Here is a 13,375-nt window from a genome sequence, read left to right as displayed (position 1 = left end):
GGCGCCGCCAAGGGGCGGGATTGGGCCCGGATAGTTGAAATCAGGCTATGAGGGCTGACCCTGCCTGCTGCCTGATATATAATCCGCCGATTTCCATGGCAGCAACGCACAAGGCACTGATGGAGCTTATTCGCGGCATTCACAATCTCAAGCCCCGTCACCGGGGATGTGTATTAACCATTGGCAACTTTGATGGGGTTCATCAGGGTCACCATGCGGTATTGGCACGTCTCAAGGAGAAAGCGGCCCAGCTGGGATTGCCCGCCTGCGTCATGCTGTTCGAACCGCAGCCGCTGGAGCTGTTTGCCGGCACGGCGGCGCCCGCCAGGCTGAGCCGGTTGCGGGAGAAGTATGAAGCGCTGCAGGGGCTGCATATCGACCGCATGCTCTGTGTGCGCTTCAGCCACCGCTTTGCCGAGCAGGCGGCCTCGACCTTCATCGAGCAGTTGCTGGTGGAGAGGCTCGGGGTGCGCTATCTGGTGGTTGGCGACGATTTTCGCTTCGGCAAGGGGCGGGAAGGGGACTTCCACCTGCTGGAGGAGGCGGGCCATCGCTTCGGCTTCGAGGTGATCAGTACCCAGAGCTTCCAGCTCGAACGGCAGCGGGTCAGCAGCACCTTGGTGCGTGAAGCCCTTAAGGCGGGCCGGATGGCGGAGGTGGAGCTGATGCTTGGCCGCCCCTACACCATCAGCGGCCGGGTGGCCCACGGCGACAAGCTGGGGCGCACCATAGGTTTTCCCACCGCCAATCTGGCCCTCAAGCGTCAGGTGATCCCGGTCGGTGGCGTGTTTGCGGTGGAAGTGATATGTTCCGGCAAGACCTTCCCCGGTGTAGCCAATGTGGGTGTACGGCCGACCTTGAGCGGTACACAAGCCAGATTGGAAGTACATCTATTTGCTTTTTCTGGTGATCTATATGGTCAGCAGGTCAAGGTGCTGCTTCGCCACAAGCTGCGCGAAGAGCAGAAGTTTGCCTCTTTCACTGCCTTGAAAGAGCAGATCGAACGAGATGCCCTGGCGGCCCGAGCCTGGTTCGGGCTGCCACAATTCAATTTACCCAGCACTCTTTTAGAAAAGAAGGGAACCCAGGACTGATGAGCGACTATAAACACACCCTGAATCTTCCGGAAACCGAGTTTCCGATGCGTGGCGATCTGGCCAAGCGCGAACCCAACATGCTGAAACGTTGGTACGATCAGGATCTCTACGGCGCTATTCGCCGCGCCAAAGCGGGCAAGCCTTCTTTCATTCTGCATGATGGCCCCCCCTATGCGAACGGCAACATTCACATCGGTCACTCGGTCAACAAGATCCTCAAAGACATCATCATCAAGTCCAAGGGCCTCTCCGGTTTCGATTCCCCCTATGTGCCGGGTTGGGATTGCCACGGTCTGCCTATCGAACTGAAAGTGGAAGGCATGGTCGGCAAGCCGGGCGAGAAGGTTTCCGCTGCCGAATTCCGCGCCGAGTGCCGCAAATACGCCAAGACCCAGATCGAAGCGCAGAAGACCGACTTCATCCGTCTGGGTGTGCTGGGCGACTGGGAACACCCCTATCTGACCATGGATTTTGGCACCGAAGCCAACATCATCCGCTCCATGGCCAAGATCGTTGAAAACGGCCACCTGCACAAAGGTTCCAAACCGGTGCACTGGTGTACCGATTGCGGCTCCGCGCTGGCTGAAGCCGAAGTGGAGTACTACGACAAGAACTCCCCCTCCATCGATGTGCGCTTCAAGGCCGTTGATGAGGCATCGGTTGCCGCCAAGTTTGACTGCGCCGAAGGCCACACCGGCAAGGGCCCGATCTCTGCGGTGATCTGGACCACTACCCCGTGGACCCTGCCAGCCAACCGCGCCATCGCCATGCACGCCGATCTGGATTACGCACTGGTGCAGGTTGAAGGTGAGCACCCAGAGCGTCTGATCCTGGCCGCCGAGCTGGTCAAGGATGTGATGGATCGCGCCGGTATCGAGAAGTTCCACAATCTGGGTTACACCAAGGGCGCCGCGCTCGAGCTGCTGCGCTTCAACCACCCCTTCTACAGCTTCGACGTGCCTGTGGTACTGGGTGACCACGTTACCCTGGATGCCGGTACCGGCGCCGTACACACAGCCCCTGGCCACGGTCAGGAAGACTTCGTGGTCGGCCAGAAATACGGTCTGGAAGTGGCCAACCCGGTTGGCAGCAACGGCGTGTACCTGCCGGATACCGAACTGTTTGCCGGCCAGCATGTGTTCAAGGCCAATGCCTCCGTGATCGAAGTGCTGACCGAGCGCGGCGCCCTGCTGCATCACAAGGTGTTCAACCACTCCTATCCGCACTGCTGGCGTCACAAGACCCCGATCATCTTCCGTGCCACCCCGCAGTGGTTCATCAGCATGGAACAGAAGGGTCTGCGCAAGCGTGCGCTGGAAGAGATCGAGCGCATCGAGAAGGACGGCATTGCCCAGCAAGGCCAGAGCGGCTGGGTACCGGCTTGGGGTAAAAACCGCATTCAGGCGATGGTCGAGAACCGTCCTGACTGGTGTATCTCCCGTCAGCGTACCTGGGGTGTGCCCATTTCCCTGTTCGTCCACAAAGAGACCCAGGAACTGCACCCGGAATCCGTGCGTCTGATGCATGAAGTCGCCAAGCGGGTCGAGCAGTCCGGCATTCAGGCATGGTGGGATCTGGACAAGGCCGAGCTGTTGGGTAGCGACGCCGACATGTACGACAAGGTGCCTGACACTCTGGACGTCTGGTTCGACTCCGGTTCTACCCACGCTTCCGTGGTTGATGCCCGTCCCGAGTTCAACGGCAAGCCGGCCGACATGTATCTGGAAGGTTCTGACCAGCACCGCGGCTGGTTCATGTCCTCCCTGATGATCGGCGTGGCCATGAAAGACAAGGCTCCCTACAACCAGGTGCTGACTCACGGCTTCACCGTGGATGGTCAGGGTCGCAAGATGTCCAAGTCCATCGGCAACGTGGTGAGCCCGCAGGACGTAATGAACAAGCTGGGTGCAGACATCCTGCGTCTGTGGGTAGCGAGCACTGACTACACCGGCGAGATGACCGTCTCCGACGAGATCCTCAAGCGCTCTGCCGATGCTTATCGTCGTATTCGCAACACTGCCCGCTTCCTGCTGGCCAACCTGAACGGCTTCAATCCGGCGACCGACATGGTGGCGCCTGCCGACATGGTGGTGGTGGATCGTTGGGCTGTCGGTCGTGCCAAGGCGGTACAGGCCGAGATCATGGCGGCATTCGACGAGTACAACTTCCACGGTGTAACCCAGAAGCTGATGCAGTTCTGCTCCATCGAGATGGGCTCCTTCTATCTGGATGTCATCAAGGATCGTCAGTACACCGCCAAGGCTGACAGCCTGGCCCGTCGCTCCTGCCAGACCGCCCTCTATCACATTGCCGAGGCCATGGTGCGCTGGATGGCGCCGATCATGAGCTTCACCGCTGATGAAATCTGGGCCCTGCTGCCGGGTGAGCGCGGCGAGTTCGTCTTCACCGAAGAGTGGTACGACGGCCTGTTCGGGCTGGAAGCAGGTGAAACCCTCAACGACGACTTCTGGGCCGAGATCCTTACCGTGCGCGGTGAAGTGAACAAGGCGCTGGAAGTGGCCCGTGGCGAGAAGCGCATCGGCGGTTCCCTGCAGGCTGAGCTGACCCTGTTCGCCAAGCCGGAACTGGCTGCGCGCCTGAACGCCCTGGCGGATGAGCTGCGCTTCGTGCTGCTCACTTCCAAAGCCAAGGTGGTGGTGGCTGACACTGCACCGGAAGGCTCTGTGGCGACCGAGCGTGATGACCTGTGGCTGAGCGTGGCTCAGTCTGCTGCCGCCAAGTGCGACCGCTGCTGGCACCATGTGGAAGACGTGGGCACCATCGCGGGTCATGAAGAGATCTGTGGTCGCTGTGTGACCAACGTTGAGGGTGACGGCGAAACTCGTCAATTTGCCTGATGAACATGACTCAACATAAAAGTGGCCTGCGTTGGCTGTGGCTGGCAGTGCTGGCCTTTGTACTGGACCAGGCGAGCAAGCTCGCCGTGGTCAAGTTGCTGCCATTTGGTTACCCGGGGGTGGAGATCACCCCCTTCTTCAATCTGGTTCACGTCTACAACAAGGGCGCCGCATTCAGCTTTCTGGCTGATCAGGGGGGCTGGCAGCGCTGGTTCTTCGCGGTGCTGGCTTTTGCCATCTGTGGATTGCTGATCCACTGGCTGCGCAAGCAGTCGGTGACCCAGCGTTGGAGCGGTATCGCCTATTCACTCATCATCGGCGGCGCCCTCGGCAACGTCTTTGATCGACTGGTGCTGGGCCATGTGGTCGATTTCCTCGACTTCTACTGGCAGCGTGCGCACTGGCCGGCATTCAATCTGGCCGACAGCTTTATCTTTATCGGGGCCGCCATGATTGTGCTGGACGGTTTCCGTGGTGAGAAAAAGGAGCAGGCATGAGCAAGCAGATCACCGCTAACAGCAGCGTGCTGTTCCACTTCTCCATCAAGCTGGAAGATGGCTCGGTTGCCGACAGCACGGCGCTGCACGGCAAACCAGCCCGCCTGCGGATGGGCGATGGCAGCCTGACCCCCACCTTTGAGCAGTGCCTGCTGGGGCTGCGCGAAGGGGAGAGCAAGAGCTTTACGCTGGCGCCAGAGGAGGCCTTTGGCCTCTCCAACCCCGACAACATCTACCATCTCGACCGTGCCAAATTTGGCGCCGATGTGGAGCCAAAAGTCGGCACCATCATCCTGTTCGATCAGCCCAATGGCAGCGAGCTGCCGGGCATCATCCGGGCGGTAGCCGGGATGTCGGTGACGGTCGATTTCAACCACCCGCTGGCCGGTCATACCGTCACCTTCGAGGTGGAGATCCTGGGTGTTGATGATGAGGAGAAGGTGCATTAATGGATATTCTGCTCGCTAACCCTCGCGGTTTTTGCGCCGGTGTCGATCGCGCCATCAGCATTGTCGAGAGCGCGCTGGAGAAGTTCGGTGCCCCCATCTATGTCCGCCACGAAGTGGTGCATAACCGCTATGTGGTGAACAAGTTGAAAGAGGCGGGCGCTGTCTTCGTCGAGGAGCTGGACGAGGTGCCGGATGACAGCATCGTCATCTTCTCTGCTCACGGCGTGGCCAAAACAGTGCGTGAGATGGCCAAGTCCCGCGCCCTCAAGGTATTTGATGCCACCTGTCCGCTGGTGACCAAGGTGCACATGGAGGTGCATCGCGCCAGCCGTAAGGGCTCTGAGGCTGTACTCATCGGTCACGCCGGTCACCCCGAGGTGATCGGGACCATGGGGCAGTACGAGAATCGCGAAGGCGGCATGTATCTGGTGGAGACACCGGAAGATGTGGCCAAGCTCAAGGTGAAGAATCCGGATGACCTCTGCTTCGTTACCCAGACCACCCTGAGCGTGGATGAGACCTCTGACGTCATCGATGCGCTGCGCAAGCACTTCCCCAAGATCCAGGGGCCGCGCAAGGACGATATCTGCTACGCCACCCAGAACCGTCAGGATGCGGTGCGGGAGATGGCGGGGCTGGTGGACGCCATGCTGGTGGTGGGGTCTCGCAACTCCTCCAATTCCAACCGTCTGCGCGAGCTGGCCGAGAAGGTGGGCGCCAGAGCCTATCTTATCGACGATGCGTCGATGATTGAGGCGAGCTGGCTGGAAGGGGTGAAGGCGATAGGCGTCACTGCCGGCGCATCCGCCCCCGAGGTGCTGGTGCAAAACGTGATTGCCCGCCTGCGGGAGCTGGGTGGCAAGGTGGTCGCCGAGCATCCAGGCCGTGAAGAGAACGTAGTCTTTGAGGTTCCTCCCGAACTTAGAATAATTTGAGTGCAGCCAGGAAGGCTTAAGAATAAAGTGTGTTGATAATGACGCCGGGTTTGTTCAAGAGACAGGCTCGGCGTTAAACTTATGAAGCAGTCTGTCACCAAGGATGGGATATGATTGGATACTTTCGTGGCTTTTCTCTTATTGAGTTGATGATTGTCATCGCCATCGTGGCGATTCTTGGCACCATCGCTTATCCCGCCTATCAGCAATATGTGCTGACCAGTCATCGTGTCGAAGCCAAGAGCATGCTGCTCAATGCGGCCAATCGGCAAGAAACCTATTTTATGGATTTCAATCAGTATGCTTCGTCGATTACCGACTTAGGCATCGTGCTTGAGCCCGATGCCCGTTATAGCTTAGATATTAGTATTTCCGCAGGAGTCCCTAGCCCTAACTTTACTTTGACAGCAACCGCTTCGGGAGCTCAGGAGGCTGATAGTCGCTGTTTTAAATTCATGATTAATCAAGGAAATAAGCAAAAAGAAAAAGATGCCGAAGATAAGGTCGGTAATAAAGTTGATGGGTGTTGGGAGTGAATATGAAATCATCGATTATTTCATCTGCCGGATTTAGCCTATTAGAGGTGATGATCACTGCGGTGATCCTGTCGCTGGGGCTGCTCGGTCTGGTTGCCTTGCAAACCCATTCCAAATTTGCCAGTTATGAAGCTCGCCAGCGTACCATCGCCAGCTGGCTGGCTAACGATATGGTCGAGCGGGTGCGGATCAACAGGGACAGCTGGAGTGAAGAAAGCTCTGCAGCGGTAAGTCTTGCCTCTAATTTAACTCGACCGACTTGCGCATCGGAAGATGGCACTATCAGTAATTGCAGTGCTGCAGATTTACGTAATGCCGACCTGCACTACTGGCAACAAGCCTTGCTTGGGACCAGTGTTTCGGGTGCGGCATCTTCCTTGAATTCACCTATAGGCTGCGTGGTGCGGCGGGCCAATAATGTGCTGGCGGTCGGGATATTCTGGGCTGGCAAACAAGAGATATCTGATGGGGGGGCTGCCGCTGCGGCAGTGACGCTGATCAACGAGTGTAAGTTATCTAAAACAAGCGATGCAGCGAGGCGTCAGTTTATTTTGACGACAACCTTATGAAATCTCATGGATTTACTCTGGTTGAATGGCTTATCTCCATGACGATGGGACTGTTCTTATTGGCGGGAGTTTTTTCGGTCTTTGTTATGTCTCGCTCCAGCTCTGAAGATGCCTTTGATCAAAGTGAATTACAGGAAAATGGTCGATTGGCCATTCGACTGATTAGCCAAGATATCAAGTGGGCTGGTTTTTTTGGAGCTTATACCGGCCAGTCAACACAAGTTGGCTCCTCACTGTCGCTCAGCACTGGCAGTACCATTTTATCAGCCAGTGATTGTCTGGATGAGCGCTCTGTCGGTAGTTTGCCATCACCTCTTGGGCCAATTCGCGGGCTTTGGGTTTCACGGGTTTCCGCAAGTAAGGGATTGAGTGGTTTTACTTGTATTGATGCCAACGACCGAGTGGCAAACTCGGATGTAATCAGTATCAAGCGACTGGTAGGGCGTCCTATACCAGCATCAGAGGGATTGGATACAAACCGCTTTTATATGGCAGCCAATAGTCAGGAGGCGAGAGTCATCAAGGGAAGCGAAACCAGACCACTCTTTGGTGCCAATAATGAGAGCCAGGTCTGGGAATACCAGCACTATATTTATTACCTGTCACAAGAAGATGGTATTCCTGTCTTACGCAAGCGCTATTTGACCGTCAATGGTGGTTCTGCTCTGATTGGTGGTGCTATGGCCGAAGGCGTTGAACATATGGTTCTGATGTATGGAGTTGACGATACCTTGATCCCTGATGGACGTATAGACAGATATATGTCAACGGACCAAATGACAACACAGCGCTGGAATGAGGGGCGAGTATTGGGGGCTAGGCTTTTCTTGCTGATTAGAGCTGCTCGGGAGTCAAGTCGCTATAAGAATAACAATAGCTATCAACTCGGTAATATCACGGTTAATGGTGGTGGTGATGGTTATCGCCGTCTGCTCTTGGAAAGCAGTATTGCATTACGCAATCAACAAATAACCACCCGAGGTGGAACATGAGATTGGTTAAAAAAAACCAGGGTGTAGCATTGATTGTTGCACTGGTTATTCTGGTTCCTTTGACTCTGATTGCGCTAGTCGTCATGCAGTCCAGTGGTATGAGTCTGAAGATGGCGGGTTCCAGTGCCAGTTTGCAACGGGCAGAGCACGAAGTTGAAGGTACTCTGGAGTCTGCATTGAGCGATACTTCTCTCTCAACACAAATTGCAACGCAGGCAATTGGTACTTCGGCGGCAATAGGCACTACCACTCCTGCTACTACTTTGACAGTCAATACAGAAAGTGTATGCAAACGAAAATTTGAAGCCAGTAGCCAGAATGTAACGCCAGCTTGTCGTTATGCTGAAGCCACCACATCCAGTGCTTATGGCAAGGTGAATAGCCAAATGACCTTTACTGCCGGGGTAGAACAACCCTTGCTCAGTGCCAATTAGGGAGCGGGTGATGAACATAAGGAACTGTTTGTTTACAAGCTTGCTGGTATTGTGTTGCGGAATATCAGGGGGATCTTTGGCGGTAGGTACTGGTTATTCCGATGATACCGAGTTGTTTATTTATGACTTTGCCAAGGCGGGGGACTTCCGCCCTAAGGTGCTCTTTATTTTCGATAACTCGGGGAGTATGAAAAATACAACCGAAGTTGCTAAAGAGCCTTATGACTCATCGATAAGTTATCCATCATTGGCTAATGATCCAGATGTTAATAATAGTAATCGCTTCATCTATTTCTCCAGTGATGGAAAAGTTCCCACTATCAACAGTACCAAACGTTTTAGTGAGAATTTAAATGCATGTGCGACATCTAAAGGCCCTCTAAATAATGTGGGCCGATTTCAGTCACGAGTTTGGGGATATGAAATATATGATAAAAATAGAAAGGGGCGTTGGCGTTCTCTAAATGATTTTGATATTTACAGTATAATAATTGCAGATTGCCAGCAAGATATTGATGAGAAAAACGCAAACAATCAATATTCAGGTCCATATTCAACATATATTGTTGATGGTTATCCCGTTGACAAGCCAAATCGCACAACGGGAAGCTGGTTTTACACATCAAATGTAGCCAATGCTCTTGCTAGTGGTAGTTCTACCCAGATCTCATTATTTACGGCAAATTATGTCCGTTGGTATTACGGTAGTACAGGTGTGTCAACACAAACTCGATTGAAAGTTGCTCAGGATGCAGTCAAAGAACTGGTTTTGGCTACGCCAGCTGTCGATTTTGGTCTGGCTGTTTTTAACTACAATGATGGCAATGAACCAGGTAGTAGAAATGGTGGAAGAATAATCCGCAATATTGTAGGTAACGATGCCATCCTCACCTCTGGTAAAAGCGGTGCGCAGGATTTGATTGACAAGGTAAATAGTTTGAGCTCTGACACTTGGACTCCCTTATGTGAAACACTATATGAATCATATAGATACTTTGGCGGTTTGGGGGTGTACTTTGGTGACGATGATGTAAATCGTACTCCAAAGCGGGATAGCAATGCTGAAGTAACATCGGGTATTTATAAAACCCCCTATGATAAATGTTCCAATAATGGTTATATCATCTATATGACAGATGGTGAACCAACCAATGATAAAGCAGCAGATTCCCTTGTCGCCAACCTGATCAGCACGTTATCTACAGAGGATAAGGTTGCTTATGGCGGCTTGGTTAGTTATGGGTCTTCTGGTGAAAAAAGCTACCTTGCTGCACTTGCCGGATATATGAAAAACAATGATGTAAACACCTCGGCTATAGGCAAACAAACAGTCACAACATTCACCGTGGGTTTTGGAGATGAAGCAATTAAGGGGGCCGGTGCATTATTGGCAGAGACCGCTCGTCGTGGTGGGGGTAAATACTATCCAGCAACCGATGCAACCCAACTTAACGAAGCATTAAAATCATCATTACTAGCTATCTTGAAAATGAATACCTCGTTGGTATCTCCCGCCATTGCCACTAATAACTTTGACCGTACTCGCAGTCTGAATAATATTTATTATGCAATGTTTGAGCCTGGTTCTGGTCCACGATGGAAGGGCAATCTTAAAAAGCTGGTTCTGAATCCAGATAAGGGTTATGTAGTCGATCAGAGTGGCTTACCTGCGATATCCAGTGATGGAACAATTCTTGAGTCAGCAAGAACCTATTGGTCATCCACCAGTGATGGTAACAAGGTTGCCGAGGGTGGGGTACAAGAGATGCTGGCAGCTAAAACCAATCGCAATCTTTATATTATTCCCCCTTCCACTAATACATTAACTCCCTTTAGCAAGTCTGCTCTTGAGGGTATGGCAGGCGGGGCGACGCAGCTACGCACTATCATGAAACTTGATAGTGCTGATAGCATGGATGACCTGCTTAATTGGACCAAGGGTATTGATGCGTTTGATGAGAATCAGGATGGTGATAGAACAGATAATCGGGAGCATATTCTTGGTGACCCGTTGCATTCACGGCCATTAGTGATCAACTACGGTTGTACAAAGTCGACAGGACAGACTACATGTACACCTGACTTGCGCATTGTGATGGGAAGTAATGCCGGCTTCTTGCATATGTTTAAAGACAGCGGCACCACGGTTGATGAAAGCTGGGCCGTTATGCCCTATCAATTTATTGCCAATCAGAAAGCGCTGCGAGAAAACCTGGATTCATCGGCTCATCTATATGGTATAGATTCATCGCCCACTGTGCTGGTCAATGAGCAAGTCAAAGATGGTCATATCAAGTCGTCACAAGGTGACAAAGTGTGGTTATTTACCGGGTTGCGCGGTGGTGGCAAGGCCTATTATGCGTTGAATATATCCGATCCGGACTCCCCTTCGCTTATGTGGCGGTTGGATAAAAGCAGCGCCGGTTTCATCAACCTGGGCGAAACCTGGTCGATCCCCGAGGTTGCGTTCATTCCTGGTTATTACACAGAAACCAATGGTAAAAAAACCTATAAGCCAGTCCTGATATTCTCTGGAGGTTATGATCAGGCCAAGAGCTATTTGGGCCAGGGGGCTGAAGACAGTGAAGGGTTGGGTATTTATATCGTGGATGCTGAGGCCGGCACGCTGTTGTTAAGCTTTACCCCAGATGTGGCCAGTGCAACCAACAAACAGGTTGCAGGCATGGTTTATAGCATGCCAGGCGCTGTTTCTGTGCAGGACAGCGATGGAGATGGTGTATCTGACCGGGTTTATGCGGGTGATACCGGCGGTCAGATCTGGCGCATCGACATGAAGGGGACAGAAAAATCCAAATGGACGGCCATCAAGTTTGCCAGTTTGGGAAATGCACATTTAAGTGGAACTGCCAAAAAGCTGGAAGATGATCGCCGTTTCTTTACCCAGCCCGTATTGGTGCGCACCATCAATAAAGGTTGGAAGTATGATGGGACAAATTATCTTTACAGCGAGCGTCCGTTTGATGCCGTATTGATAGGCAGTGGTGATAGAAACCGCCCCTCCTCGGAGGCGACAACCCAAAATGTGTATGTGATGCTACGTGACTACAATGTTAATCCGACCTTGTTTGGGGCAACATCTGAACCTGCGGTGCCATCAAGTATCACACTGAACGATCTCTACGATGTGACCAGCGATCCCTTTACGGGTTTGAATGAAGAGCAGATTGTAAACACCACCAAGGCGTTGACCAGCAAGTTGGGATGGAAATTCTGGCTCAATGAAAGCGGTGAAAAATCAATGGGGGCTGGTTTGGTGTTGCAAGGCAAGCTTTATTTCACCTCCTTCCTGCCTCAGGTACAGGACTTCCAACAATGTACGATTCAATCGATCGGTGCCATGCGCCAATATATGATTGATATGCACTATGGCACTTCTTTCAAATATGTACTGGATAGCAACAATCAGGAAGTTATTCAGCGTTACGTAGAGGTGCAAAATAAGGTTGCTGATGATCTGGTTATTCATGGTGGGGATGATGGCCGGATCAGGATTATAGGTGGGGCTCCGGGCAAGGAGGTCATCCTCAAAGATGATGGGAAGGGAGAGCCTGAGCGCTGTACCGGTGAAGGAGAATGCTCACAAGGTGCGGAAGAGGCAAAAATGGATATGTCTCCCAAGAAAATCTATCTCTATGAAGGAGAACAGGGATGAAACGCATGCTGCTCTGGTGTGTGGGCTTGCCCTTGTTGGTTCAGGCTCAAACGGAAGACATAAAATGTTATGTCACTCTGGAAGGTGGCGTGCAGATGGTGTTGCAGCAACCGGTAACTGATACGAGCAAGGCAAATCTGGTCAGGGTGTTTAAACAGAAAGGTTATGAGATTGATGGGGTGGTGCATCTTGTCACAGAGGTAATCGAGTGCGTTCCTTTGGCGGCCACCTTTTCGCTGGCTGATGCAAAAAAACAAGATGAAATCCAACCCAGATAACGTTGGTTATTGAGTAGGGTAAAGGGGCTAAGAACAACTCAGCCCTTTTTTTTCGCTTCTGCTTCTGCCGGATGGGGAAACGATGATATCGACTTGGGGTGCCTGGTCGATACAAAACCGGAGTGTCATGTTGGTGCCAATCGCAGTGCCATCTGGACTAAATCGTACAAATTGTCGATTGGCCGTCACGGTATGTTTTTCAAGAAAGGGTTCTGTTGCTGATAACAAGATATCGCCATTTGCAATATCGAATTGGCGATCCTGATTGGTGTCGATAAAGACAAGCATGCGTTGGGCGCCGGCTTGATTTGCGAGTACGCAGCTTTCTTTTGTAGAGTTCCTGACAGGCATGGCAAGACATGCTGTGACGGGTTGCTGCTGTGTGATGGCTTGCCGTTGGCCGAAGATCAGGTGGTCCTGCAGGTTTCTTGTGTAGATGTCGCAGTCGGTAGATGTCAGCAGATTTGCCAATGACGGCAGTCCCAAGGTCAGCAGGATGGTTGTCAGGCTTGCAGATATTAAAAACTCAAGCAGGGTAAATCCATTTCGTGCCATAGCGTATGAGTCCTTGTTCAAAGGAGACTCTAAGCATAGCTACTGGATTGAAATGGATCCTTTTATGCTCGTGTGTGTTTCGCGGTAGTTAGAGCCGCTAACAAAACCGAGTTGATTCGAATGATGCCAACCCCAACATAGGCAGCATGACACGAAAAATCATCAGTAAGCAGCTCTGGAAATCCCTGCAACCGCTCTTGCCACCCCGACAGCCCTCGCCTCGGGGTGGCCGCCCACCGCTGGATGACCATGCTGTCCTCCACGGTATCCTGTTCGTTCTGACCACTGGCATCCCATGGGAGGCCCTCCCCAAGCAACTGGGGTTTGGCAGCGGCATGACATGCTGGCGACGCCTGCGTGATTGGCAGGCACAAGGTATCTGGCAACGCCTTCATGAAACCTTGCTGACCGAGTTACACCAAGCGGTGCGTATTCCGGCGAAGTTGAACAGCCATTCCGGCCAACGTGAACACCCTGATCCTTAACGCGCTCACGTCATCCC

General features: G+C 52.7%; 12 protein-coding genes and 1 pseudogene. 12 read left to right on the top strand and 1 reads right to left on the bottom strand.

The window, feature by feature from the left end; all coding sequences use genetic code 11:
• The first annotated feature begins 119 nt into the window (after positions 1–119).
• From ribF to tapY2, 11 genes are all read left to right on the top strand, one after another.
• A complete protein-coding gene (gene ribF / locus NOM06_RS15670; RefSeq protein ID WP_255912290.1) occupies positions 120–1,094 on the top strand; it encodes a bifunctional riboflavin kinase/FAD synthetase in 975 nt (324 codons plus the stop codon).
• The gene (gene ileS, locus NOM06_RS15665; RefSeq protein ID WP_255912264.1) at positions 1,094–3,955 is read left to right on the top strand and encodes an isoleucine--tRNA ligase; all 2,862 of its coding nucleotides are present in this window, start codon (positions 1,094–1,096) and stop codon (positions 3,953–3,955) included. Before ribF ends, ileS begins: the two co-directional genes overlap by 1 nt.
• Complete coding sequence (gene lspA, locus NOM06_RS15660; RefSeq protein WP_005340447.1) at positions 3,955–4,452, top strand: signal peptidase II; 498 nt, start codon at positions 3,955–3,957, stop codon at positions 4,450–4,452. The genes ileS and lspA overlap by 1 nt, the downstream gene beginning before the upstream one ends.
• Complete coding sequence (gene fkpB, locus NOM06_RS15655) at positions 4,449–4,901, top strand: FKBP-type peptidyl-prolyl cis-trans isomerase (protein ID WP_255912263.1); 453 nt, start codon at positions 4,449–4,451, stop codon at positions 4,899–4,901. Before lspA ends, fkpB begins: the two co-directional genes overlap by 4 nt.
• On the top strand, positions 4,901–5,836 hold the full coding sequence (gene ispH / locus NOM06_RS15650; protein ID WP_058057986.1) for a 4-hydroxy-3-methylbut-2-enyl diphosphate reductase: 936 nt from the start codon (positions 4,901–4,903) through the stop codon (positions 5,834–5,836). Before fkpB ends, ispH begins: the two co-directional genes overlap by 1 nt.
• A gap of 110 nt (positions 5,837–5,946) precedes the next feature.
• Positions 5,947–6,372 carry a type IV pilin protein gene (locus NOM06_RS15645; protein ID WP_255912262.1) on the top strand — a complete coding sequence of 142 codons (426 nt, stop codon included), beginning with the start codon at positions 5,947–5,949 and terminating at the stop codon, positions 6,370–6,372.
• A gap of 2 nt (positions 6,373–6,374) precedes the next feature.
• Positions 6,375–6,941: a type IV pilus modification protein PilV gene (gene pilV, locus NOM06_RS15640; protein WP_255912261.1), complete on the top strand. Its 567-nt coding sequence runs from the start codon at positions 6,375–6,377 to the stop codon at positions 6,939–6,941.
• Complete coding sequence (locus NOM06_RS15635) at positions 6,938–7,933, top strand: PilW family protein (protein ID WP_255912259.1); 996 nt, start codon at positions 6,938–6,940, stop codon at positions 7,931–7,933. The genes pilV and NOM06_RS15635 overlap by 4 nt, the downstream gene beginning before the upstream one ends.
• On the top strand, positions 7,930–8,367 hold the full coding sequence (gene tppD, locus NOM06_RS15630; protein WP_255912257.1) for a type IVa pilus pseudopilin TppD: 438 nt from the start codon (positions 7,930–7,932) through the stop codon (positions 8,365–8,367). The genes NOM06_RS15635 and tppD overlap by 4 nt, the downstream gene beginning before the upstream one ends.
• A 10-nt stretch (positions 8,368–8,377) precedes the next feature.
• Positions 8,378–12,040: a pilus assembly protein gene (locus NOM06_RS15625; RefSeq protein WP_255912255.1), complete on the top strand. Its 3,663-nt coding sequence runs from the start codon at positions 8,378–8,380 to the stop codon at positions 12,038–12,040.
• The gene (gene tapY2 / locus NOM06_RS15620) at positions 12,037–12,318 is read left to right on the top strand and encodes a type IVa secretion system protein TapY2 (protein ID WP_255912253.1); all 282 of its coding nucleotides are present in this window, start codon (positions 12,037–12,039) and stop codon (positions 12,316–12,318) included. The genes NOM06_RS15625 and tapY2 overlap by 4 nt, the downstream gene beginning before the upstream one ends.
• A gap of 27 nt (positions 12,319–12,345) precedes the next feature.
• Here the strand turns inward: tapY2 and NOM06_RS15615 are convergent, their stop codons facing one another.
• Entirely contained in the window at positions 12,346–12,873 is a 528-nt protein-coding gene (locus NOM06_RS15615; RefSeq protein WP_255912252.1) for a GspH/FimT family protein, read from the bottom strand.
• Between the two features lie 146 nt (positions 12,874–13,019).
• On the opposite strand from NOM06_RS15615, the pseudogene NOM06_RS15610 reads away from it, so the two are divergent.
• Positions 13,020–13,295: pseudogene (locus NOM06_RS15610) on the top strand (transposase); the annotation flags it as partial.
• Positions 13,296–13,375 lie beyond the last annotated feature (80 nt).

This window comes from Aeromonas sp. JL9 (assembly GCF_024436075.1).
Taxonomy (GTDB): Bacteria; Pseudomonadota; Gammaproteobacteria; order Enterobacterales; family Aeromonadaceae; genus Aeromonas; species Aeromonas veronii.
This window is presented reverse-complemented; position numbering and strand designations above follow the sequence as displayed.